Source organism: Actinobacillus delphinicola (genome assembly GCF_900638385.1).
Classification (GTDB): domain Bacteria; phylum Pseudomonadota; class Gammaproteobacteria; order Enterobacterales; family Pasteurellaceae; genus Actinobacillus_C; species Actinobacillus_C delphinicola.
On the sequence record NZ_LR134510.1, the window covers coordinates 142,050 to 168,151 of the forward strand.

Annotated in this window: 20 protein-coding genes, 1 tRNA gene and 1 CRISPR repeat array (1 of these 22 only partly in view); of the genes, 7 read left to right on the top strand and 14 right to left on the bottom strand. The window is 37.0% G+C overall.

The annotated features are described in order from the left end of the window. Positions 1–36: 36 nt before the first annotated feature. The 7 genes from pgi to fdnG all read right to left on the bottom strand — a co-directional run bounded on the left by pgi (position 37) and on the right by fdnG (position 10,086). A complete protein-coding gene (gene pgi, locus EL259_RS00660; protein WP_126598050.1) occupies positions 37–1,683 on the bottom strand; it encodes a glucose-6-phosphate isomerase in 1,647 nt (548 codons plus the stop codon). 22 nt (positions 1,684–1,705) lie between these two features. Continuing rightward, positions 1,706–2,785 (bottom strand): alanine racemase, encoded by a 1,080-nt coding sequence (alr, locus tag EL259_RS00665; protein WP_126598052.1) that lies wholly within the window; start codon positions 2,783–2,785, stop codon positions 1,706–1,708. Positions 2,786–2,835: 50 nt separating this feature from the next. After that, positions 2,836–4,272 (bottom strand): replicative DNA helicase, encoded by a 1,437-nt coding sequence (gene dnaB / locus EL259_RS00670; protein WP_126598054.1) that lies wholly within the window; start codon positions 4,270–4,272, stop codon positions 2,836–2,838. 157 nt (positions 4,273–4,429) lie between these two features. Continuing rightward, a complete protein-coding gene (gene fdhE / locus EL259_RS00675; protein WP_126598056.1) occupies positions 4,430–5,338 on the bottom strand; it encodes a formate dehydrogenase accessory protein FdhE in 909 nt (302 codons plus the stop codon). A 69-nt stretch (positions 5,339–5,407) separates the two neighbouring features. After that, positions 5,408–6,091, bottom strand: coding sequence for a formate dehydrogenase subunit gamma (locus tag EL259_RS00680; protein WP_126598058.1), 684 nt, complete (start codon positions 6,089–6,091; stop codon positions 5,408–5,410). Then, positions 6,091–7,029, bottom strand: a complete 939-nt coding sequence (gene fdxH / locus EL259_RS00685) for a formate dehydrogenase subunit beta (protein WP_126598060.1) — start codon at positions 7,027–7,029, stop codon at positions 6,091–6,093. The genes EL259_RS00680 and fdxH overlap by 1 nt, the downstream gene beginning before the upstream one ends. 3 nt (positions 7,030–7,032) lie before the next feature. Next, the gene (gene fdnG, locus EL259_RS00690) at positions 7,033–10,086 is read right to left on the bottom strand and encodes a formate dehydrogenase-N subunit alpha (RefSeq protein ID WP_126598062.1); all 3,054 of its coding nucleotides are present in this window, start codon (positions 10,084–10,086) and stop codon (positions 7,033–7,035) included. A gap of 155 nt (positions 10,087–10,241) precedes the next feature. Between fdnG and fdhD the strand changes: the two genes are divergently transcribed. Continuing rightward, positions 10,242–11,093, top strand: coding sequence for a formate dehydrogenase accessory sulfurtransferase FdhD (gene fdhD, locus EL259_RS00695; RefSeq protein ID WP_126598064.1), 852 nt, complete (start codon positions 10,242–10,244; stop codon positions 11,091–11,093). 95 nt (positions 11,094–11,188) lie between these two features. On the opposite strand, the gene copM is transcribed toward fdhD, so the two are convergent. Then, complete coding sequence (gene copM / locus EL259_RS00700) at positions 11,189–12,055, bottom strand: CopM family metallochaperone (protein ID WP_126598066.1); 867 nt, start codon at positions 12,053–12,055, stop codon at positions 11,189–11,191. 273 nt (positions 12,056–12,328) lie between these two features. Between copM and EL259_RS08660 the strand changes: the two genes are divergently transcribed. Together EL259_RS08660 and EL259_RS00710 are read left to right on the top strand one after the other, a co-directional pair. Further along, complete coding sequence (locus EL259_RS08660) at positions 12,329–12,736, top strand: cation transporter (protein ID WP_126598068.1); 408 nt, start codon at positions 12,329–12,331, stop codon at positions 12,734–12,736. Between the two features lie 140 nt (positions 12,737–12,876). Next, positions 12,877–15,072 carry a heavy metal translocating P-type ATPase gene (locus tag EL259_RS00710; protein ID WP_126600791.1) on the top strand — a complete coding sequence of 732 codons (2,196 nt, stop codon included), beginning with the start codon at positions 12,877–12,879 and terminating at the stop codon, positions 15,070–15,072. 379 nt (positions 15,073–15,451) lie between these two features. Here the strand turns inward: EL259_RS00710 and yccS are convergent, their stop codons facing one another. Then, on the bottom strand, positions 15,452–17,659 hold the full coding sequence (yccS, locus tag EL259_RS00715; RefSeq protein WP_126598070.1) for a YccS family putative transporter: 2,208 nt from the start codon (positions 17,657–17,659) through the stop codon (positions 15,452–15,454). Between the two features lie 181 nt (positions 17,660–17,840). On the opposite strand from yccS, the gene EL259_RS00720 reads away from it, so the two are divergent. Beyond that, positions 17,841–18,263 (top strand): copper chaperone PCu(A)C, encoded by a 423-nt coding sequence (locus tag EL259_RS00720; protein WP_126598072.1) that lies wholly within the window; start codon positions 17,841–17,843, stop codon positions 18,261–18,263. A 203-nt stretch (positions 18,264–18,466) separates the two neighbouring features. Here the strand turns inward: EL259_RS00720 and EL259_RS00725 are convergent. Beyond that, positions 18,467–18,543, bottom strand: a tRNA-Val gene (locus EL259_RS00725). A 338-nt stretch (positions 18,544–18,881) separates the two neighbouring features. Between EL259_RS00725 and cfa the strand changes: the two genes are divergently transcribed. Next, positions 18,882–20,051: a cyclopropane fatty acyl phospholipid synthase gene (gene cfa / locus EL259_RS00730; RefSeq protein ID WP_126598074.1), complete on the top strand. Its 1,170-nt coding sequence runs from the start codon at positions 18,882–18,884 to the stop codon at positions 20,049–20,051. A gap of 84 nt (positions 20,052–20,135) precedes the next feature. Here cfa and EL259_RS00735 read toward each other — a convergent pair whose 3' ends face one another. Further along, positions 20,136–20,813 (bottom strand): hypothetical protein, encoded by a 678-nt coding sequence (locus tag EL259_RS00735; RefSeq protein WP_126598076.1) that lies wholly within the window; start codon positions 20,811–20,813, stop codon positions 20,136–20,138. A gap of 372 nt (positions 20,814–21,185) precedes the next feature. Next, a complete protein-coding gene (locus tag EL259_RS00740) occupies positions 21,186–22,412 on the bottom strand; it encodes a YadA family autotransporter adhesin (protein ID WP_172594198.1) in 1,227 nt (408 codons plus the stop codon). A 151-nt stretch (positions 22,413–22,563) separates the two neighbouring features. Between EL259_RS00740 and EL259_RS00745 the strand changes: the two genes are divergently transcribed. Beyond that, a complete protein-coding gene (locus EL259_RS00745; RefSeq protein ID WP_126598080.1) occupies positions 22,564–23,352 on the top strand; it encodes a DUF2726 domain-containing protein in 789 nt (262 codons plus the stop codon). A 53-nt stretch (positions 23,353–23,405) separates the two neighbouring features. Here EL259_RS00745 and EL259_RS00750 read toward each other — a convergent pair whose 3' ends face one another. Together EL259_RS00750 and EL259_RS00755 are read right to left on the bottom strand one after the other, a co-directional pair. Further along, positions 23,406–24,398 carry an SPFH domain-containing protein gene (locus tag EL259_RS00750; RefSeq protein WP_126598082.1) on the bottom strand — a complete coding sequence of 331 codons (993 nt, stop codon included), beginning with the start codon at positions 24,396–24,398 and terminating at the stop codon, positions 23,406–23,408. Positions 24,399–24,407: 9 nt separating this feature from the next. Further along, positions 24,408–24,899, bottom strand: a complete 492-nt coding sequence (locus EL259_RS00755; RefSeq protein ID WP_172594199.1) for an NfeD family protein — start codon at positions 24,897–24,899, stop codon at positions 24,408–24,410. A gap of 260 nt (positions 24,900–25,159) precedes the next feature. On the opposite strand from EL259_RS00755, the gene EL259_RS00760 reads away from it, so the two are divergent. Further along, positions 25,160–25,711, top strand: a complete 552-nt coding sequence (locus EL259_RS00760) for a hypothetical protein (protein WP_126598086.1) — start codon at positions 25,160–25,162, stop codon at positions 25,709–25,711. Between the two features lie 34 nt (positions 25,712–25,745). Then, positions 25,746–26,102: a CRISPR direct-repeat array (repeat unit 36 nt; unit sequence GTTGTAACTCCCTTTCTCATTTTACTGTGTTACAAT) (it continues 405 nt past the right edge of the window).

The following is a 26,102-nucleotide window of genomic DNA, read 5'->3' on the forward strand; positions in this document are numbered from 1 at the left end:
TGTAATATGAATTAAATTTCTCAAAGTTATGCCGTTCTAACGCCATGCTTTATATTGGTTAATTAGACCATTAGTAGAGCTATCATGGGATGTTACTGTATCTTGATCTTTAAGCTCTGGCAAAATGCGGTTAGCAAGTTGTTTACCGAGTTCTACACCCCATTGGTCGAAACTATAAATGTTAAAAATCACGCCTTGTACAAAGATTTTATGTTCGTACATCGCAATTAAGGCACCAAGGCTAAATGGCGTAATTTCTTGTAATAAAATAGAATTTGTTGGTTTGTTACCTTGGAATACTTTAAATGGAACGATATCTTTTACGTCATCCCAAGCTTTGCCTGCTTTTTCAAATTCTGCTTTCACTTCTTCAGCTGTTTTACCGAATGCTAATGCTTCAGTTTGTGCAAAGAAGTTAGATAATAATTTTTGATGGTGATCGCCAATTGGATTGTGAGTTTTAGCGGGAGCAATAAAATCACATGGAATTAATTTAGTGCCTTGATGAATTAATTGATAGAACGCATGTTGTCCGTTTGTACCTGGTTCACCCCAAATAATTGGTCCAGTTTGATGCATCACTACTTTACCATCACGTCCAACATATTTACCGTTTGATTCCATATTGCCTTGTTGGAAATAAGCGGCAAAACGGTGCATATATTGATCATAAGGTAGAATCGCTTCAGTTTCTGCCCCAAGGAAGTTGCAGTTCCAAATCCCAATCAATGCCATTAGCATTGGGATATTTTGAGCCGCTGGTGCTGTGCGGAAGTGTTTATCCATTTCGTGAGCACCACTAAGTAATTGTTCAAAATTATCAAAGCCGATAGAAAGCGCAATAGATAAGCCGATTGCTGACCATAGTGAATAACGACCACCAACCCAGTCCCAGAATTCAAACATGTTATTTGTATCAATACCAAATTCCGCTACCGCTTTTGCATTGGTAGATAACGCAACGAAATGTTTCGCTACCGCTTTTTCATCATGTGCAGATTTAAGTAACCAATCACGAGCAGTATGAGCATTTGTCATGGTTTCTTGGGTAGTAAAGGTTTTTGATGCGATAAGGAAAAGAGTGGTTTCTGGATTACATTTTTTCAATGTTTCGGCGATATGTGTACCATCCACATTAGAAACAAAGTGCATGGTGAGGTGATTTTTATATGGACGTAAGGCTTCAGTCACCATATAAGGTCCCAGATCGGAACCACCAATACCAATATTCACAACATCCGTAATTGCTTTACCAGTGTAACCCTTCCATTCGCCACTAATAATTGCGTGGCAGAAATGTTTCATTTTTTCTAATACGGCATTCACTTCAGGCATCACATCTTTGCCATCAACAAGTACTGGCGTATTGCTACGATTACGTAAAGCAGTGTGCAATACAGCACGATCTTCGGTACGGTTAATTTTTTTACCCGTAAACATTTCTTCACGCGCACCTGCAACATCGCAGTCTTCGGCAAGTTGCATTAATAAATTTAAAGTGTCTTGTGTAAATTTGTTTTTAGAAAAATCAATAAGAAGTTGATCTTGGAATGTTAACGAAAACTTTTGAAAACGTTGAGGATCTTGTTGAAATAAATCAGCAATTGTTGTGGTTGCGAGTTGTTTTTGATGTGCCTCTAAACTTAACCAAGCTTGAGTTTGAGTCGGATTAATACTTTTCATGTGTTTTCCTCATAAGATAAAATTAATCTACATATTCAGTTAAAACTCTTGGGGTTAATTTGGTAATTAACTCATAAGTCAACATACCGCTTTTTTCTGCGATTTCTTCGATTGGTAGGTTCTCACCCCACAAGGTAACTTCATCCCCCACTTTATCGTGACTTTCTGGTCCAAGATCCACTGCTAACATATCCATAGAAACATGCCCAACAACAGGAACACGTCTTCCATTAATTAATACAGGTGCTCCCTTTGGCATATCTCGTGGATAGCCATCACCGTACCCGATAGCAACGATTCCAATTTTGGTATCTCGTTCACTAATCCAAGCACCGCCGTACCCTACAGGCTCACCTTTTTTTAAATTCCGAATGGCGATAAGAGATGAAATTAACGTCATTACTGGTTTTAAATCTTTCGTACTATTCACATTATTATCAGGCGAAATACCATACATAATAATGCCTGGGCGGATCCATTCTAAATGGGATTCAGGCCAAAATAGTACACCTCCAGATGCGGCAATACTACGCTCACCGCGACCTTTTACCGCATTAATAAAACGTTCAAGTTGTAATGTGGTGTAATTAGAATCAAGTTCGTCTGCTCGGCTAAAATGGCTGATAAAACCAATATTTTCATCAACATTTTCGCATGCCTTCAGAACTTCGTAGAACCTTTCTACTTGCTCAAGCCCGATACCAAGTCGATGCATGCCAGTATCAATTTTTAACCAAACTTTAATTTTATTAGGTAATTTTGCATGTTGTAGTGCGGTGAGTTGTTCCTCATTATGCACTACAGTTTGAATATTATTGACTGCCATAATGGCAAGTGCAGAATCATCAAAAAAACCTTCTAATAAAAGAATGGGTTTCGTAATACCGTGAGAACGTAAACGCAATGCTTCTTCTAAGCGGGCAACACCAAATCCGTCCACATCATTTTCAATTGCTGATGAAACAAATTCAACACCATGTCCATAAGCATTCGCTTTGACAACGGCAATGACTTTACTATGCGGTGCCTTACGTTTAATGCATTGGAGATTATGTTTTAGTGCTTGAGAACTAATTCTTGCGGTCGCAGGGGTAACATGCATATGATGATCCTTATTTTATTCTTTTTATCCTCAAATAGATAATTATCACTTTAATAGTGAGAACCTACATAGGTAGATTCAGGAGCATAATCAGCGAATAACGAATATTCGCCTAAAAACGATAATTTAATACTACCAATTGGTCCATTACGTTGTTTACCAATAATGATTTCGGCAATTCCTTTATCTTCAGAATCAGGATTATAAACCTCATCACGGTAAATAAACATAATTAAATCCGCATCTTGCTCAATCGCCCCAGATTCACGCAGATCCGAGTTTACTGGTCGTTTATCTTGACGATTTTCCAAAGTACGGTTTAACTGTGATAAAGCAACAACTGGGACTTCTAACTCTTTGGCTAATGCTTTTAATGAACGTGAAATTTCAGCAATTTCTAACGTACGATTTTCGGCGTAGCCAGGTACTCGCATTAATTGTAGATAATCTACCATAATCATACTTAATCCGCCGTGCTCACGATAGACTCGACGTGCACGCGCTCGTAGTTCTGATGGCGTTAAGCCTGATGAATCATCAATATAAAGGTTTGGTGAATTATTTACGATATTGATCGATTGCGATAATTTGGCAAAGTCTTCTGTTGTTAATTTACCCGTTCTTAAATTTTGTTGGTGAACTCGAGAAAGCCCCGCCAACATACGCATCATAATTTGCTCGGCAGGCATTTCTAAACTAAAGACAAGAACAGGTTTATCCTGACTAAAGGCAATATTCTGACATAAATTCATTGCAAAGGTCGTTTTTCCCATTGAAGGACGTGCAGCAATGATGATCAAGTCTGATGGTTGTAAGCCCGCTGTTTTGCGGTTTAAATCTTTGAATCCCGTATCTAGCCCAGTCACGGTTAAATCGCCAATACCCTCTCCATTCTCACCGTATTGTTTGTACAGAGCCTCAATACGATCGATAGTTTTACCTAAAATTGGCACGATATTTTCTGGACCTTCATCGGACGTAGTGCGTTTTTCTGCAATCTCAAAAACTTTTGATTCCGCTTTATCCAAAATTTCTTTAACATCTTGCCCTTCAGGTGCGTAACATTGCTCGGCAATACTATGACTAGCAGCAAGCAATTCACGTAAAATCGCATTATCACGAACAATATCGGCATAAGCTTTAATATTGGCAAGGCGTGGCGTGTTATTGGCAAGCTCAGCTAGGTACGCAAAGCCACCCACTTGTTCTTGTAGGTTTTTATTTTTTAGCGCATCATCCAATGTCAAAATATCAACTGGTTTATTCGCTTTAAAGAGTCGTTCAATTTCTTGGAAAATTAAGCGATGGGGATAGGTATAAAAATCTGTTTCAGATACGCGTTCTGACACCACATCCCAGTTCATATTATTTTGTAAAATACTACCAAGAACCGCCTGTTCAGCTTCATTAGAATGGGGAACGGTTTGTGCTACCTGGGGAGAGGAAAAATCTTTTTTCCGTTGTGATGGTGTTTTTTTGCTCACAATATATCCTAAATGCTTCTAAATAATGTGGGATATGATAGCCTAATTTGCAATATTATTTAATTGTTTTTTCTTACTATCCAAATGAAAAACACGCCACGTTTTTCATAAATTTTTTTGAAAATCGTGGCGTGTATAATAAGAAAGTTTATTTTTTAAACTATTCTTGGTCCATAAATAAATATGGATTTAATCCACTACGAGAGTAACCTTTTTCGTCAGTTTTCATATCTAAGAAAATACTTGCAAGATCATCTGCTAAAATATCTAAATGCGGATCTTTTTCTTGATAGAAAATTTTAAGATAAGATTTACAGTCATCACAGGTTTCAGTACGAATTGGTGCAAATTCTTTATCGAACATGAAATAAGAAATTTTGCCAGTATGATCGCAGTTTGTACATTTTACACGTACTACGTTCCATTCTGTTTCACAAAGGGAACAATGTAAATAACGTAATCCCTGTTCACTCCCCATATGAACAATACTTGCAGTTGGTGCTGAATGACATACTGGGCAATGTGTAAGATGCTGTCCATTTTCCATAATCGCACTATGTGGAATACTATTTGCAAGTAAACGCCAATAAACCATTAAAGCAGCCCAAATAAATACCGCTTTATCACTGCTTACTGCAGAAAAATCTTCTTGCAGAAGTTTATCCGCTAATTCATTTAATTCTTTATCAGAGGTTTTTTCTAGACCTTCAATAGTCGCTAATAATGTTTCATTCGCTTCAACTTTCACTTCGGCAAGAATGTATTTAAACATATCTAGCCAAATCGCATCACGCTTCCACGTACGAGCATCTAAAGGATAATGTGCTAACTGTTCAGAAGTAAGATCAAGTTCTTCCGTTAATGGAAATTCACGTAACGCTTTTTGTTGAGCAGCAACCAGTTTTGCAATAAATAATAGGTAATCTTTTAAAGGATGTGACTCTGCTAATTGCATTAAGCGTTCACGACGATGATTGTAAAGATTTGTTAAATGAGGAAAAAGCAAAACAGGCTGCTGAAACTTATGCCCTGCTTTGATTTCCTCTGGAGATAAAATTTTAATACTCATTCAGTTGTTCCTATTGTTATAACAAAAAGTGCGATAAGACCTATCGCACTTTTGAGCATTATGATTATATTATTGTTTTGCAGCTTTTGCTCGTTTTTCCAGATCTTTTTCTAAAACTGGACGAACAACTTCACGGTACCAACGTGGGTGATGTTTTTTAGCCCAACGTACAGTTACCCAGCCTTCTACCATGCCACGGATTGAGCCTTTAACCCAGAACGCCATGTACATGTGTACCATAATACCTGTAAACAACATAAAGGCACTAAGTGAGTGAAGGAAAATCGCTACACGAATCACTGGAATTGAGAAATAGTGTGAGAAATATTGTCTCCACATGATAATACCAGTAATTAATAAGGTAAACATTGCAAGGATTAATGTCCAGAACAATAATTTTTGTCCTAGGTTATATTTACCATTATCCGCTACATCGTGTTCATTCCCTTTTAGTACTTCTTTGATGTTTTTAAGCCATACTAAGTCGTTCTTTTCAGGAATGTTGTAACGCCAGTACATTGCACAAAGTAACAAGAATGATAAGAACATAATGATACCTGTGAATGGGTGTACAATACGTGCGATACGTGGGTTACCTAAAATTTCAGTTAACCATGCGAAATCTGGGAAAAAGAAAGCTAAACCAGATAAACCAGTTAACGCAAAGCAGATAACTAATAGCCAGTGTCCCCAACGAGCAGACAATTTATGGCGTAAAATTCGTTGATCATTATCAATCTTAATCTTACTCATTATTTATCTCCTTCATTACGTGGTTGTTTAACTTCTGTTTCATTGATGGTGCGATCATCTTCGTCTTCATCTTCATGCAACTCATCAGTGTTTGGACCGATTGCAACGTAGTGTGCGATTTCAGCTAACGCTAAACCACCGAATGCTACTGCAGCAACTGGTTTTAACAGATCTTTCCATAATTTCACGGTTGGTGAAATTTGTGGATCTTTTGGTAAATCAGAATAAAGTTCTGGTTTATCGCCGTGTGGTAATACGTACATTACATGCGTACCGCCCACACCTTGTGGGTTATACAATTTCGCATTTGGATAGCCACGTGTTTTAAGATCTTCAATACGTTGATTTGCATATTCGATCATATCCGCTTTGCTACCAAAGTGAATTGCACCTGTTGTACAAGTTTTTGCACACGCAGGTTCTTGACCAACAAGAACACGATCTACACAAAGTGTACATTTATAAACACGGTTATCTTTTGGATTCATACGTGGAACATTGAATGGACATCCTGCGATACAGTATCCACAACCGATACATTTATCAGATTGGAAATCCACAATACCGTTTACGTATTGGATAATCGCACCTGGTGCTGGACAAGCTTTTAAACAGCCTGGATCTGCACAGTGCATACAACCCGCTTTACGAATTAACCATTCAAAACGACCATTTTCTTCAACTTCGTTGAATTTCATAACAGTCCATTGTTCCGCACTGGTATCAAATGGGTTGTTATAGGTACCATTACAGGTACCTGGTTCTGTACGAAGATCGTTCCATTCTGAGCAAGCAACTTGACACGCTTTACAACCGATACAAGCACTTACATCAATAAGTTTTGCCACTTCCACTTGGTGTTTACGAGCATGTGGTGGTGGAGTAATTCCAGAAGTAGCAGACGCTCGAATAATATCTTGAGATTGAACTGTACTCATTGGTTAGCCCTCTACTTTCTCGATGTTAACAAGGAATGCTTTATATTCCGGAGTTTGCGTATTCGCATCCCCAACTGATGGGGTAAGTGTATTAGCAATAAAGCCTTTCTTACCTACAGTATTAAAGCTCCAAGGTGTCGGAATACCAATTTGATGTACGAGCATGCCATTTACATGTAATGGACGTAAACGTTTGGTTACAACTGCAACCCCTTTCATAAAGCCACGTTTAGACATAACTTTAACTTTATCACCTTCTTTGATGCCTTTTTCTTTCGCAAGATCAGCACCTACTTCCACGAATTGTTGTGGTTGGCAGATTACGTTAAGTAATGCTTGTCCAGTCCAGCAGTGGAATAATTCAGTGATACCGTAAGTTGTCGCCGCATATGGGAAATCTTTCGCTGTACCAAATGAATCTTTATCTGTTGGTAATACACGTACAACCGGATTATGAATAACATTCGGATGTAATGGGTTTGTACCAATTGGTGTTTCCATCGGTTCATAGTGTTCAGGCATCGGACCATCATTAATACGATTCAATGCAAATAACGCACCTGCACCATCTGGTTGCATGATGAATGGCATTGTTGGTGTATTTGGTGGCGCATTACCGAAGTCAGCCACGTCAATATAGTTCCAGTTAGTACCATTCCAACGTACTAATTGACGATCTGCATTCCATGGTTTACCTGCTAAGTCAGCACTTGCACGGTTATAAAGGATACGACGGTTTAGAGGCCATGCGAAAGACCAACCTAAGGTATTACCTAAACCAGATGGGTCTGCGTTATCACGGTTTTCCATTTGGTTACCTTTTTCAGTCCATTGACCAGTATAGATCCAGCAACCTGCCATGGTTGTACCGTCATCACGTAAATGACCGAATGTAGAAAGAAGTTGACCTTTTTTAGCAATAAGTTTGCCGTTTTTGTCGTAAAGATCTTCTAACGCATAACCATTGTTTTCTTTTGCAAGTTCATGTGCAGTTGGACGTAATGGGTTTTCATAGTTCCATTGCATTGCTTGGAAGCTTTCTAAACCTTTACCACCTTCTTTACGGTAAAGATCTAACATTTTCGCACGGATTAATGAAAGAATTTCGTTATCAGTTTTTGCTTCATATGGTGGTTGAACAGCTTTATAGTGCCATTGTAACCAACGACCAGAGTTAGCAATAGAACCATCTTCTTCCGCAAAACAGGTTGTTGGTAAGCGGAATACTTCAGTTTTGATATCTGCTGGTGTTACGTCATTCATTTCACCGTGATTTTGCCAGAAATCAGAAGTAGAAGTTTTAATTGGATCCATAACAATAAGGAATTTCAAGTTTTGGAATGCCTTACTTGTTTTGTTTTTGTTTGGTAATGATGCTAATGCATTCATACCTTGGCAAATATAACCATTTACTTTACCGTGATACATTAGATCAATAAAACGATCTGGATCGTATGCTTGATCACGTTTTGGTAAGAAATCAAAACCATATTGGTTATCTGCTGTCGCATTATCACCATAGAATGCTTTTAATAAGCTCACCATGAATTTTGGTGTATTTTTCCAATAGTTAACTTGACCAATACCTAAAGTTACAGGTGTAGTACGAGTTAAGAATGTTTTTAAATCTGTATCTTGATCGATTGGTAATTTTAAGTACGCAGGTAATGTGTGAGGGTATAAACCTAAGTCAGTTGTACCTTGTACGTTTGAGTGTCCACGTAATGCGTTAACACCACCACCAGCCATACCGATGTTACCAAGAAGTAATTGGATCATCGCGATAGAACGGATGTTTTGTACACCAACAGTATGTTGAGTCCAACCTAATGCATACATAAAGGTTGTAGTTTTGTCTGGTGCAGAAGTTTCACCGATTGTTTCGCAGAATAATTGGAAATCTTTCGCTGGAACACCAGTGATACGTTCAACCATTTCTGGAGTATAACGATCTACGTGTTTACGTAATAAATTGATTACACAACGTGGGTTTTGCATAGTCATATCACGGATTGGATTACCGCTTGCATCTAATTGATAAGTCCAAGTAGATTTATCATAGTGACGTGTATGGTCATCATAACCTGTGAAGTAACCATCTTTAAAATCAAAACCATCGTTGATTAAGAAAGTCGCATTGGTATAGTTTTTAACATATTCATGTTGAATTTTGTCATTTTTTAATAACCAACGGATTGCACCCATTAAGAATGCGATATCGGTACCAACACGAAGTGGGATGTAATGGTCAGCTACTGCAGCACTACGGTTAAAACGTGGGTCGATTGCAATATATTTTGCTTTACTTTGTTTTTTCGCTTCAACAACCCATTTAAAACCAACCGGGTGACATTCAGCAGGGTTAGAACCCATGGTAACCACAACGTTTGCGTTTTTGATATCAACCCAGTGGTTAGTCATTGCACCACGACCAAAACTTGGCGCTAATGCAGCAACAGTTGGTGCGTGACAGGTACTACCTTGGTTATCAATAACAACCATACCTAATGCACGACCCCATTTGTGAGTCAACCAACAAGTTTCGTTACTTGCTGCGGATGCACAAAGCATACCTGTTGTTACCCAACGGTTTACAGTGGTACCTTCTGCATTTTTTTCTTGGAAGTTTGCATCACGGTCATCTTTCATTAAACGAGCAATGCGGTTAATTGCTTCATCCCAAGAAATACGAACCCATTTATCAGAACCTGGCGCACGATATTCAGGATATTGAACACGATTCGGGCTATTTACGAAGTCTAATGCACCCGCACCACGTGGACAAAGTGAACCACGGCTAACTGGATGATCCGGATCCCCTTCAATATGAATAAGTTTTGTACGGTCGTTGATAGAGCTATCACCTAAGGTGTACATCAACATACCACAACCCACTGCACAGTATGTACAGGTTTGACGTGTTTCTTTTGCACGGATAAGTTTATTTTCGCGCGGGGCGGCAAGTGCTGCAACTGGTGCGAAACCAAGTAAAGCAACAGACGTTCCTGCCATACCACCAGCACAGATCTTAAAGAACTTTCTTCTAGTGACCTGCATTCGATACTCCTTAACGCAAATTTAACATTGCGTTTCCATTCGTAGATTTCTGTTAAGTAAAATGTTAAAAAATAAATCAAACTAGTATTCTTGTGAAAATAAATAATTCCACAAATTTATCGCAAGTATGATACCCTTTTATCAAAATAAAATTAATGACTAATGGGGGCAAAACCTTGATCTCGATCACTAAACGGGAACTTATTTCTTTCAAAGTATTAACAAACTCTTTACAAAATACGAATAATTCTCATCCCTCTTATCAGTTAGTAGAACAAAGCGACAATATTGCTCAAGAAATACCTGTTGCTTTAATATACAACGACATCGCTCACACGGTTATGATGTGTTCACCTTCTGATCTTGAAGATTTCGCTATTGGTTTTTCTTTAACGGAGAACATTATTCAATCACCAAAAGAAATTTACGGTATTGATATTGAAGAAACATGCCAAGGCATTGAAATTAATATTGAACTGGCTACACGTTGTTTTGTAAATTTAAAAGAACGTCGTCGTAGTTTAACTGGTCGTACTGGATGTGGTATTTGTGGAACCGAACGCTTACAACAAGTTTTAAAACCACTCACCCCACTACCCCATAACGATAAACTTAATCTGACGTTGCTCAATCACTGTCTTGAAATCTTTAATCAAAAACAAATTATGCGTGAAGCAACGGGCGCTACCCATGCGGCTGCCTTTTTTACACTTAATGGGGAATTTCTTGCCATTCGTGAAGATATCGGTCGTCATATCGCATTAGATAAACTTCTTGGTTGGCATGCCCGAAATGGTTCACCGCAAGGATTTATTCTTGTGAGTAGCCGTGCAAGTTATGAAATGGTTCAAAAAGCAGCAAGTTGCGGCATTGAAATTTTAGTCGCAATGTCTGCAGCTACAGAACTCGCTATTGATGTAGCCAAAAAAGCAAATTTAACACTCATTGGATTTGCCCGCCCTTACAGAGCTAGCATTTATACTGGCGAGGAACGTTGTTCTTTTTAAAGCACGCCCCAATTTTCGGAAAATATTTATAAAAAAACCTGACATATAATAGTCAGGTTTTTTAATTAACATTTTATTTACAAACTGTTAATGAATTATTCTTGTACGCCGTGTTTACCAAGCCATACATGCATTTGTTTAATTTGTGCAGTTTGAGATTTAATGATACTTGTTGCTAAAGCACGCATTTGTGGATTTTTACCATATTCCAATTCTACTTTAGCCATATCTACTGCACCAACGTGATGTGGGAGCATACCTGCTGCGAAAGCGATATCTGGATTATTGTATGCCATACCTTTCATCATGCCTGCATCCATTTTTTCCATGCCTACTTTAAGTTCTTGGTGCATTTTAACACTCACATCGCTTGATTTTTGAGAAGCTAATGCTTTGTGTTTTTTAAGCCAATGGTGCATTTCTTTGATTTCTTTTTTCTGAGCGGCAATGATGTTTTTTGCTAAAGCACGCATTTCTGGATCTTTACCAAAGCGTAATTCAACTTTAGCCATATCTACTGCACCAACGTGGTGTGGAAGCATACCTGCTGCGAAAGCATAGTCTGGATTATTGTAAGCCATCCCTTTCGCCATACGAGTTTCCATTTTTTTCATGCCCGCATCTAATTTTTTATGCATTACTGCGTCCATTTTACTTTCAACAGCGTGTGCAGCAGATTTAGCAGTATCTTCCGCTTTAGTTACGGCACTTTTTGCTACTTTTTCTGTTTTAGATGCAACATCTTTTGCAGCTACTTCAGTTTTCATAGCCATATCTTTTGCGACAGCTTCAGTTTTTGAAGCCGCATCTTTTGCAGTAGAGGCAACTTGATGAACAGCTGAATCAGTCGCTGCAGTAACGGATGATGCAAAGCTTGAAAGAGTTGAATCCGCTTGAGCGGTACCTGAAAATGCTGCTAATACTACTGCAGCACTTGTAGCCATAATCATTTTTGCTTTCATATATGCTCCTTAAATAATAGAAAAATAAAAGCAACGAAAAAATACACCTGATTTTTTTTGCTTGCAATAAGAATTAATCAATATCGTTTACTTTTTTGATTTTTAGTTTATTTTTTATACAGTTAAACTTATTCCGTTTTTTCCTCGTTTTCAGCTATTGACTTTAACCTAATGTCAAGGTTTATACTCCAACACATCTAGACGAGAAGGTCGTTTATTTATGACCTGTCTTTACAATTCACAATAAATATCACACTGGTTAAGGAGTAAATTATGAAAACAACCGTACTTAAATTAAGTGAACTTTCTTGTGGTCATTGTGTAGCAAGCACCAAAAAAGCATTAGAAGCTGTTCCAGGTGTTGTGAGTGCTGATGTTACTATTGATAAAGCTATCGTATTAGGCGATGTTGATGCACATGCACTTATTAAAGCGGTCAAAGATGCGGGGTATAAAGCTCAATTAGAAAACGATGATCATACTATCGTTTTAAATTTAAGCGATCTTTCTTGTGATCACTGCGTTGGTACAACCAAGAAAGCACTTGAAGCTGTGCCTGGGGTAAGTGATGTTCAAGTTTCTCTTAATAAAGCAATCGTTAAAGGCGATGCTTCACCTGAAGCACTCATCACAGCTGTTGAAAAAGCAGGTTATAAAGCAACCTTAGCTAGTGCAAAGTAGAATCGCTATCACAAGAGGTCTCTGACCCTGCTGTATCTGAAACAGAAAAAAATATTGAGCCTGTCGCTGAGCAGGCTCAATCTGACTCTGTGATAGCAGATTCTAATGATGATGATCAGACAACATTATTACTAGAAGGTATGAGTTGTGCAGCTTGCGTATTAAAAGTACAAAAAGCCTTAGAGGCAGTACCTAATGTCACTAAAGTGCAAGTCAACTTAGCAGAAAATACCGCACTTGTAACAGGACATAATGATAATCCGCAAGCACTCGTTGAAGCCGTAGAAAAAATCGGTTACGGTGCTGAAGTCATGGTTGATGAACAAAGTCGCCGTGAAAAACAACAACGCCTTGCTCAAATTGAATTTCGTACCCGCCTTTGGCAAAGTGCGGTAGCACTTATTGTATCATTTAGCCTAATGGGTTGGAGTTTTTGGGATAAAAAACCTGTCACCACCGCTAATGAAGGTATTTGGTTAAGCGTCGGTATCTTCGTATTAATTATCATGATCATTACTGGTGGACACTTCTACGTCAAAGCATGGAAAAATCTTCTCCAAAAAAGCAGTACTATGGATACCCTCGTTACCTTAGGGACTGCAAGTGCGTGGTTATATTCCATGTTTGTGGTACTAGATCCAACATTCTTCCCTGAAGGCTCTCGTCACCTCTATTTCGATGCCGCCGTAATGATTATTGGGTTAATCAACTTCGGTAAAATGCTCGAACTTAAAGGTAAACAACAATCATCAAAAGCACTTGAACGCTTACTTGACTTAACACCAGCAACTGCCATTTTAGTTACAGATAAAGGCGAAGAAGAAATTCCACTTGCTAAAGTGCAAGCAGGCATGATCCTTCGTTTACAAACTGGTGAACGTGTGCCAGTGGACGGTGTGGTAACTCAAGGTAGTGGTTGGCTAGATGAAAGTATGCTTACTGGTGAACCTATTGCGATTGAAAAACAAATCGGAGATAAAGTTAGCGCAGGAACATTATTAACTGATGGTTCTGTACTCTTCCGTGCTGAACAAGTAGGTTCCCACACACGCCTTGCCAATATTATTAAACTGGTTCGTCAAGCACAAAGCAGTAAACCACCTATCGGACAATTAGCGGATAAAGTGGCATCCATTTTCGTACCGACTGTTATCTCAATTGCAATTTTAGCAGGATTAATTTGGTACTTTATCGGACCAGAACCGCACTTATCTTATGGCCTAGTTATCTTTACTACTGTATTAATTATCGCTTGCCCATGTGCTTTAGGCTTAGCAACACCAATGTCCATTATTGCTGGGGTCGGTCGTGCGGCTGAAATTGGCGTGCTCGTTCGTAATGCAGATGCCCTACAACGTGCTGCAACAGCAGATACACTGGTCTTTGATAAAACAGGTACCTTAACAAAAGCAGAACCAAAAATTACTTCTATTCATCTTTATAACGATGCAACAGAAGAACAAGTGGTACAACTTGCAGCCACCTTAGAACAAGGTGCGAGCCATCCACTTGCTCGTGCAATCGTAGAACGTGCAGAAGAACATAACCTCACACTTGGCACATTAGACGACTTCACCACGCTTAAAGGCTTGGGTGTAATGGGTAAAGTAGCAGGTAAAATCGTTTGTTTAGGTAACCAAACCTTTATGAATGATCAACATGTTGATACATCTGTAGCTCAACAAGTATTTGAACAAGAAAGTGAACATGGTTCTACTGTCATTTTCTTCGCTATCGATGGCAAATTAGCCTCACTCTTTGTTGTAACTGATCCGCTTCGTAGCGATACAAAAGAAGCGATCGCTCGTTTGAAATCACTTGGTTACCACCTTGTCATGTTAACTGGTGACCAACAAAAAACTGCAGAATATCTTGCTAAAGAAGCAGGCATTGACGAAGTTGTTGCAGGCGTTTTACCAGAAGGTAAAGTACGTACCGTAGAAGATCTTCAACGTGCAGGTCGTAAAGTTGTGATGGTTGGCGATGGTATCAATGATGCACCAGCATTAGCGCTTGCGGACGTTAGTATTGCGATGGGTGAAGGCTCTGATGTTGCCATTGAAACAGCAGAATTAACCTTAATGAATCCGAGTATCAATACGGTTGCAGATGCACTTGTTCTTTCTCGTGGTATTCTCCGCAATATAAAAGAAAATTTATTTGGTGCATTTGTATACAATATTATTTGTATTCCGCTCGCAGCGGGTGTATTATACCCCCTATGGGGTATCTTAGTGAATCCAATGTTTGGTGCTGCGGCAATGGCGTTATCCTCTACGACTGTTGTTCTTAACGCAAACCGCTTACTTCGATTTAAAGTACGCCCAGAAAAATAATTTTAAAGTAGGACATTTCCCCTTGGTGCTGTTCGCAGCACCGTTTTTTTTATCTCACGATTTATAATCTGCCTCCATCTCAATAAAAGTTATCCCTACGCTGAAAAACAAATAAAAAAGAAATATTTTTTATCCTCATTTTTCATAACGGCATACACTAAACTAAAACAACGCCCCTGTTTTCATTCCTTTTTATGCATTTTAAAAGGCATCACTTCTTTAGAATAACTTGCGAATCAAAATTACCTTATCTACATTGCCGCTTGAGCCATCTAAGCAATTCATCAAATCTTCTTTGATAGCTATATCGTTTAAATAAAAAAACGCCCCAATTTTCATAAAAAATTATGAGAATTGAGACGTGATTACGTCAATAAAATTAACCTGCTACCAATTGAGTGGTTTGTGCAGCATCTTCATCTTTTGACACCACTTTACGATGCATTGCCGTATAAAGTAATGGAAGAATTTGCCCAATTAAATTTAATTGACTTAATAAGAATTTCACATCGCTTTCTGTATTTGAAGCATTTTCGTTATAGCGCTGTTCTTCTTCATTAAAAGTGGCAAGTCCTTCGTGAATCACCCGCATTTTTTCATCAAATTCCACACTTGAAAGCGTATCTAAACTATCAAGTAGTCCTACCATTTTTTTCGCAATAGGATAAAAACTTGACATAAAATAAACAGGTTGATGAATATTCACCATGCTATCCCGATAAGCACCTAACGCAGAAATATAACTCAATAATGTATAATTTAATTTCAAAAGTTCAAAAGCAACAGGTAAACGACTCGCATATTTTTTCGGGTCATTATTCATAATATTTACCAAATTCCCCAAACTGCTTGCGCTATCTTGTGCTTTACGGCGAACCAAACGATATTGCAACTGATCGCAGTGACCAAATTGTAATTGGCTAATAATTAATAAAAGATATTTCGCCTCAACTTTTAAAGACTGAGTAATCGTTTTTCGCAAATCAAAATATTTCCAGTCTGGCCAAAGGTAAGAGCTTGCCAAAAATGCAATAAATGCCCCACCGAGCGTGTACATAATGCGAGAGAACATAACATCTTCAATATCAAAGCCCATAACATAAAAGCTGACTAGAACCTGTACTGTGATGAAAAATGTTGCATAACTAAAGTTATTACTTCTAAATAAGAAATAAAGCGTACTCGTTAAAACGATGATCCCTAAATCTAAGCCTAAAGTTGGTTGCATGTACGGTAACAGTGATCCGACAAGCACCCCAAGAATACTTCCCCCGATACGCTGTTTTAAACGTAATTTAGTTGCATAATGATTTGGCTGACATACTAAAATAGCTGTCATCAGGATCCAATAACCCAAGTGTAAATTAAAGATTTCTACGATAAGACAACTAATGAAAACGACTGCCGCAAGACGTACTGCATGACGAAATAATGGAGAATTGAACGTAAAATTCCCCTTCACTGCAGTCCACATATTTTTTAATCCCGTAATTTGTACAGGATGTAGTTCAACTTTTGAAGCTGCATTCAAATCTTGAGCCACATTAATATGGCGAAGCTGCCAATCAATCGCTTGTAAACTTTCAACCAAACTTTGCAATGCAGAAAGGTTAGCTCGACATACTGGATGCGATTTTTGATAAAACTCTAATGCCTGTAATAATCCATTCATTGTCCGTTCAAGACGGGGATCGTAAGTGTATTTTGTATTTAACTGCAAACTTTGCGCAAGATCGGCACACGCCTGCCCTTGTAATTCAAAAACACGTTGAATACGAAAGATAAGATCCGTATGTTTCAGTTTTTTGGCAAAGCTTTGATAATCAAAATAATCTGCACTAACTCTTTCAAAAATTTCTTGAGCTGCAAAGTAATATTTCATCATTCGGATAATCTGTGAACGACGTTGCTGCCCTCGAATACGATAAAAAAGCATGCCCTGACATTGGTTAAAAGCTTGAATAACCTGTGCATTCTTAATCGCTAACGGTAATTGATGCTGTTGCTGCTCTTCTAGATCATCTGGATCGAAAAATTGCGCTTTTTCAAGAAAATATCCTGATAATGCGGCAAACACATCGCCCACACTTTCTTGTACAGCTCGATTCGGAAAGATAAAGAAGATACACAATGAACTAAGACTATATAAAATTGCCCCGATGACAATCAAAATAGGATTTAAAAACCATGGCACCGTTGGCGTATAAACCAAAACTGTATAAAGAGAAACCAAAAGTGCGCCAAATGCCATCGTACTATAACGTGGTCCGATCGCCCCAAACATGGTTACAACAAAAGCCATAATCGTAAAGAGCAATGTAAATGCGATACTATGCCCAATGCTCAGTTGCATTAAAAAAGAAGAACACGAGAAAACAACAAGCATCACGCAAATATTTTTTAAGCGTCCCACAAACCGATCGTCTAAATCCACAAGCCCTGCCCCGATCATACCTAGAATCAATGGCATAGCTTGCGGTGATACGCCTAAAAACCATATTACGATTGCCGCCAAATTTACCGCAACAAAAATGGGTAAAGTAGAAATCACCTTACCATTAAACCAAGAACGAAGTGTCTTTCTCACAAATTTTATCTCATCAAAAATTTATAAATTCATTATCCAAATCACATTCTACGCTTTTTTTTTACAAAAAAAGTAGCCTTTCAATATTTATTCATATAAATAGTAATAAACGGGTAATTTTTAGCTATTAATTGGCGTATAATAAGACCCACTGTTTAATTTTTAGGAGAAATCTTTCGTAATGAAAAAAATACTCACCACGATGGCTGCACTTGCACCTGCATTCTTATTTGCTCAAGTGACCGTTCAGCAACCAACAATTGCGGCGACTACCCAAGCAAATCAACCCACAGCAATTCATATGACATTAAAAAATAATGGCAATGAAAAAGTTAATCTAGTTATGCTAGAAACTGCGAGCAATGCACGCTTAGAACTTCATGGAATGAAAAACGGACGCATGTCTCCAATTTCTGAAATTCCTGTTCCCGCACATGGCGAAACAAAATTAAAATACGGCGGTATGCATATCATGGTTTATGATTTGACTCATCCAATCGCTGTAGGTTCAACTTTCCCAGTGACACTTTTCTTTGATAATGGTGAAACCCTAAATATCAAAGCTAAAGCAGTTTCTCCTCAAGAAATGCATTTACATAAATAGCTAACGCCTCAATTTTCATAAAATTTTTTGAAAATTGGGGCGCTATTTTATTCGAGCAAATATACTTATCTATTCTACATAAAAAGAGTATGATAAATTACACAATTGTTTAAAAAATGTAAATAATTTTTAAAAGTGGCGTTTTGAATATTCTTTTAAATTTGGAAATAAAAAAAGATATGAAAAATGATAAGAAATAAGATTGGTACGACCGAGTGGACTCGAACCACCGACCCCCACCATGTCAAGGTGATGCTCTAACCAACTGAGCTACGGTCGTAAAACGTGGTGAATAATAACGATATTTTTTAATAAAAACAAGTATTTTTTTATCCAATCTACTTACAAGATTATTTTACATTCAATATTTTAACATTTTATCCTCTTTTCATCTAGTTTTTCATAGTAAACCATTGTTTTTAGCTATAAATTAAACGTTATAATTCTGTTACACGTTGCAATGTTTTTAGTTAGGAGTAGAATTGCGAGCACGAAATGAGTGCGCTCATTTTCCGTTTTTTAGATGTGGGACTTTCCCACGATAATTCGTAACTAAAAATATTGTTCGAATTAATAGTATTAATTAGATATACAATTTTCTTAAAATAGGAGAATATTATGGCTTCAAGCAAAGAAATTGTTAAAGAGTTATTAGCATTAGCAGATATAGAAATTAATGGTTCTCGCCCTTTTGATATTCAAGTTCTTGACGATCGTTTTTATAACCGAGTCTTAGAAGATAGAAACTTAGGTCTCGGTGAAGCCTACATGGATGGATGGTGGAATTGTGAAGCTATTGACGAATTAATTTGTAAAATCCTCCAAGCAGACTTAGAAAGCAAACTTAATCTCAAATTAAAAATCAACGCCGGATTAGAACTCGGCAAAAGCAAAATCAAATCTCTCCTCAATCCTCAAAGTATCGCCCGCGTAAAAAAAGATGTGCCTGCCCACTATAATCTTGGTAATGAATTATTCACCGCAATGCTTGATAAAAACATGGCTTATTCTTGCGGTTACTTCCAAGATGAAGTTCATGAAGATTTAGAACGCGCTCAAGATGCAAAATTAGATCTCGTTTGCCGTAAACTCGATCTCAAGCCAGGTGAACGTGTACTTGATATCGGTTGCGGTTGGGCAAGTTTTATCTTATACGCAGCAGAACATTTTGGCGTGTCATGCGATGGTCTTACCCTTTCAAGCGAACAAATGAAACTCGGCGAAGAACGCATTAAAGAAGCGGGTTTACAAGATAAAGTTCACTTTATCTTAGAAGATTACCGTCTTTATAAACCAGAACAACCTTATGACAAACTTTGCAGTATTGGTATGTTTGAACACGTTGGTCCAAAAAACTATCAAGACTATTTCAAAGCTGCATCAGGTTTCCTAAAAGATAATGGCACTTTCCTACTCCACACTATCGGTCATAACATCACAACCGATGACGCCGATCCTTGGATTACGAAATACATTTTCCCAAATGGTTACATTCCAAGTATGGCGCAAGTGACCTCAGCCCTTGAAGGTTACTTCATCGTAGATGACGTACAAAATATCGGTGTGCACTACGATTACACTTTAATGGCATGGTTTAAAAACTTTGACAAAGCGTGGGATCGTATTCAAAAAGAATATCCGAACAAATATGATGAGCGTTTCTATCGCATGTGGAAATACTATCTACTTTCTTGTGCGGGTGCTTTCCGTGCACGCGATATCCACGTATGGCAATTTGTATTAAGAAAAAAACCATTGGATTACAATCCAGCTTCACGTTCTGCGTAAGACAAAACGGATAAATCACATAAATTTCCTCGAAAATCGGGGCGTGATAAAAGAAAAGCTCGGCAAAAACCGAGCTTTTTTATATTATCCTTTCATCTTTTGGGCTAATTCTGCCTTTAATGCTTTTCTGGCTGCTGCAGCTTTTTCCTGTTCAGCTTTGATAAAAGCCTGTGCCGCATCGCTTTGTCGATGATCAGACAAGTACTGCATTTTTTGTTGAATATCCGCCATATAGGCTTTCTCCGCTTTATCTTTTAACGTCGCCGTACATTCGCCCAACATAAGCTTAATGCCATTGCCTTTCACTTCACCAAGCGTGTATAAGTAATCTTGATAATGAAAAACTAACCCTTTTTTATCATAAGGCGTTTTCTTTTGTTGTTCAGCAAAGGCGACGAATTTCTTACCTTTCGATAAATACAGTAACTTCGTTTGATCGATTCCCGCAAGATCTAGCGCAACTTGATTATAAGGTGCCTCAGCTTTTACAAAGACAATCTGTGTCGGATATGGCATTTGCACTACCTGAGCAAAATTATCCCCTTGCAAACGATAAATCATCTTCGCCTGCATTGCCTTTTTACAACTTAAACTCGCAGGTAAATCAATTTCTTTCTGCGCTAAAATCGCACGCACCTTTTGATTCACCGCAGGCGTATTCATCTCCTTCGCCATCGGTTGCTTTGTAATAGCCATTCCCTCAGCTAAAACACTCCCAGAAAGCACCACAATCACAGCACCTGTTGTTATTGCTTTTATCATAAAAAATTCCTTAATCGTAAGATAATTATTTTGAATATATAGCGTTAATCAAAATAAATTGCAAGGAAATATACGCTATCTTATTTGTAATATTTATATCCAATATAAAATATTATATAATTGATTTCTTTAACTTTTCTAAAAGGAGGTAAGCTATGAATAGATATATTTTATTGTTAGATGTTATTATTCTAACATGTAATTTTATGCGTAGTCTTTATATGCTTTTTAAGTAAAGAAATTAAAACCTATGGATAGTATAAAATCTAATTAATACTATCCAATTTGTAACTCCCTTTCTCATTTTCGGGATTACAACATTTAATAATAAAAAACCGCAATCCTCATTGCGGTTTTCTTATTTTAGATGCCTTACCACTGGTAACCGTAACCAATTGTTGCAGCGATATCACTTTTCCCATCAAGGTTTGTGGCGGTATCAAATTTCAAGACTTCTTTATCATTATCAGAAACTTCTGAATAGCCAATCGCAATACTAGAATGTCCATGATATTCCGAACCAGCAACTGCCATCATTGAATCCCCAGCCATCGTCGGTTGTGGTAGTCCTGACATTGCCATTGCTGTTGCAATACCTCGTTCTGCACGCTTGTCATAAGCATCTACTTTTTGATTCAAATATTTAATCCTTTGATTTAGATGCACCATTTCACGATTTAAATATCCTAATTGATAATCAGTGTGTGCTATCCGCAGATTGACTTGAGTTAAATCAGGCATTACAGGACGATTAATTAATTGACGAAAATGATAAAGCTGGCGCCCTGTTACTGCGTCTTGTGAAGTTGGCGAAATGATGCCATCAGCAACATGTGTGATTTTTTTATTTGCGCTATCAATACCTTGCTTGGTGATTTTAGGTCCATCCACACTCACACTTACACTACCATCTTGAATCTCAGTTTCTCCAACAGTTAAACGACCATTTTGAATTTTGCTTTTTCCTATCGCTACGCTACCATTGAAACCTAAGTCCAAATTATGGTTTAACGTTATTACCACGCCTTTTAAATGTGGATTCTTATTTTTATTAGAATTGGTACTATCTTTCGCTGGTAAAGTCCCAATATCCGTATGAATATTCGTATCAGATCCATAAATGCCTAGCGGCTGATGATTCAATGGATAATTATCTGGATCTGCATTATTTTTCACATATGCACAATCTGGATCACAGCCAGTACTCTGCGTATCCGTTGATGAAGAGCTTACATCTTCATCATCAGGATCATATGAATCATCTGGATCATCTGAATGATATTGTGGAAGTTTTACATCATCAAAACGCCCCGTTTTATTATTCGTTTCCGCTCGAACGGGATCATGTAATTCAAATCTTTGTGTTCCATGGTCCATATCATCTGTATCAACAGTAATTGTCGAATGATTTTTCTTTATTTCATTCCACAAAACTTGTAACGGATCTTGCCCTATACTCTCATTTTCTACTGTTGCTAAATGTTCATCTCTATGCATTAACACATCATTAACATTTTTATCTGCTGAGATATTCATTTCCTGTCTAAATGTTGATACATTCGCAAAGGCAGATGTTGCACTAAATGCAACAAAAGCCATAACAAAATTTTCCTTTAAAAATAAATGGTTATAAATAATTCTCCGATAAGTAATTTTGCTCATTAGTGACCTCTTACAGAAAGTGTACATATTTAGAGGTATTATAAAACGAATTGTGTATTTATTGTTAACTTTTTGATCATATTTTATAATGTTAGTATTTATTTTGTATGAAACACAACCTATGTATATATTTAAAGAATTAACCAGAGAAATTTATCATCTACATCCAATCCATGCTTTAATGATTGGCGGGATAACGTCTTTAATTTTTTATAGTTTAATAAAATGCCTTTTCCATTTTATTTATCCTAAAAAAATTCAGAAAGAAATTATCTATAAACCTCAAATTATTCGAGAAGAAAAGATTGTTTATATTGAAAAGAAAGAAAAAAGACCATTTGAGAATAAATTAGATATTTATTCATACAATAATTTCTTTGAAAAGAAACCAATTTTAACACGTAATGAACAATACTTTTACATTACACTATGTCGTCTATGCCGAGAAATTAAGTATCACTATGAGGAAGATTTTTTCCTACTCGCCCAAGTTCCCTTTATTGAAATCATAAAACCAAAGCATTTTATTCCTAAAGAGGATTACGCTAAATTTTTCCACTTAAATAAAAAAATTGCCTTAGAAAATGAAAATGAATATCAATGGGAAATACAATTAAAAAATTCATTAATGAAAACAGCTCAACGTGTTGATTTTATTCTTGCAGACAGTTCTCTGAATCCCCTTCTTATTATTGAATTGGACGATCCTTCTCACGAAAACAATCTTCTCAATGACACTAAGCGTGATCTCCTTTTTAAAAATGCAGGAATCCCAACGCTACGTTTCTGTTATGATGGTACTTCTGAGAATATCCCCACCTTTACTGAAATTTCATCTCGCATTATGCCTTATTTAGGCTTACAAGATGAAAATTAATCATAAATAAAAACTGCGACCTTTTACAGTCGCAGTTTACTCATGTTACATCTTTATTTTTTCATTTCTTGAAAAATCTCACTTATTCCAGCGATTGAACCACTTAGCTTAGAAAACTCATTCGGGAGTAATACGACTTTTGCATTTTCTGATTCGCCAATAGCCTGTAACGCTGCAGTGTATTTTTGGGCAATATCATAATTTAATGCACTTAATTCACCTTGTTTAATCGCGGCTGAAATCATTTCAACTGATTTCGCTTCAGCTTGAGCTAAACGTTCTTTTGCTTCTGCTTGCAAGAAAGCTTGTTGTCTTTCCGCTTCTGCTTTCAGAATCAATTGTTGTTTTTCCGCTTCTGCCTCTAACACAACCCGTTCTTTTTCAGCTTGCGCTTTTAAAATTGCCTCTTGTTTTTGCCCTTCGGCTTTTTCAATCGTAGATTGGCGTTCCCCTTCTGCCTCAATAATTGCTTGACGTTTTTCACGATCTGCTTCCATTTGGCGGTGCATCGCTTCTGTCAATTTTTGTGGCAATTCCATATTCTGTAATTCAACACGCAATACTTTAACACCCCATTGTTCCGATGCCTCATTAACAATGGTTAAAACACCTTGATTAATCGTATCACGTTTTGACATCAAATCTTCCACGGTAAGCGAACCAACAAGAGTTCTTAAGTTAGTTGATACAATGGTTTCTAATGTTTTTTGCAAATCTTGTACGTCATAACACGCTTTTTTCGCATCAACAATTTTAAAGAAAATATTTGCACTGACTTTCACGCTCGCATTATCTTTTGAAAATGCAGTTAAATCAGATACTTCAACTACTGTTTCCTTTGTAGAAATTTTTCGATCAACACGCTCAATAAATGGCACAATCACATGAATACCTGACGTTAGAATTTTTTCAAATTTTCCCAAACGTAAAACTGTCCATTCCTCTGATTGTGGAACAATTTTCACAATTGATTTTAAAATAGCAATCGCAAAACATAAAATAATAATACTTAAAAAAAGTGTAACGAAACTATCATCTAAATTCATTCTTATCCTCTACTCATCAGTCGTAATTACTAATTCACCTTCCACCCAGTTTCTATAAGTCTTGGTGATAATAATATGCGGTTTACTTGCTAAATCTAGCCCTTTTAAATTACCTTTAACGTGGACAATCCAAATTGTATCAATCAATCTGGCTTCAACATCAGTAAAGACTTCTCCATCCTTATCATTTAGCCCGATAATGCGTTTTACTTCACCCGTCTTACCGACAAGATAATCCAAAGGCTGCTCCTCTTTATTTGGCTTAGTTCCATAAATCTTCCGCCCAAGCCATACAAAAATAAAAGAATAGAATACAAATAACAGAATGATTTCTAAAATACTTAGCGGATGATTAATAAAACCTAATGTAGAAAGCCCAATACTCGCACTCATCGCTAAAGCTGCAAGACCAAACCACATTAGAAAAACACCTGACACTACAATTTCAGAAATCAGCAAAATTAAACCAACGCATATCCAAAAATAAACATTCTCTAACAAAATAAACCCCTTATTTTGATTTTTTGCGTTCAAAAAATAGCAAATATTTGGAAGATTAGCAAAATAAATTATTTTCATAAAATTATGATTTATAACAATATAAAATCAAATAATTTATTTAACTCGAATACTTAAAAAAAATTTAATAGTTAATAAAATCCCATTTAATTTTTATAAAAAATGATATAATTATCGAAATATAGACCATTATGGCAATTAACTTATTAATTTAATAAAATCAACTAATTAGGAGATAATTTATGGGACTAGATATATGGTTATATCAAATTGAAAAAGCTAAATTTCGTGAAGAAAAAGCACGATATACGCAAGCAAATGGGGTGGAATACCTCTCAACTGATAATAATTTAACAGGCTTTAGCTTTACGATAAATGAAGATGACGAGGATGATTATGAGGAAGAGGATGAATCAATAGAAAGTCCATTATATGATGCCCTCCAGCCTCTCACACTACAAAAGGAAGCACTAGATCGAGAAATAGATGAAGCTTATATGCGGGGAAATGAGGATATTAGCGAATATTTTGAAGAAAAGTGGTCTGAGCTTATAGAGACTTGTGAAGATAGTGATCTAGCCCAGAGAAATAATAACTGTATTTTTTTAAAAGTATCATTAAACGACTGTGATACCATCATCCATCAATGCATAACTGGTGCGATGTGTAGAGATGAAAAAGTATATGAGGGAGACCAAAATCTTACTGAGCGCGAACTTACTACTCTTCTTTTTAAATCTGCAAAACAACAAATTGAAAATGGTAATGAAGTGTATTACTACAACTGGTTTTGACCTAGTATATTAATAAAATAACCCTAACTTTATAATTGTAACACTCTTTCTCATTTTGCTGTGTTACAATGTCATGCTTGCGACCTGTTGCTTTATCGCCGTTGTAACTCCCTTTCTCATTTTGCTGTGTTACAATCTGAGCATTTTCACCGTCAAAACTCTTATAGTTGTAACTCCCTTTCTCATTTTGCTGTGTTACAATAATAAAACGAAAGGGCTTAAGTACGATTTTGTTGTAACTCCCTTTCTCATTTTACTGTGTTACAATAATAAAAAAGAGGGTGAGGCTATCACCTTAGTTGTAACTCCCTTTCTCATTTTACTGTGTTACAATAAACTTTAGATGAGGCAATTAGCCTTGTTGGTTGTAACTCCCTTTCTCATTTTACTG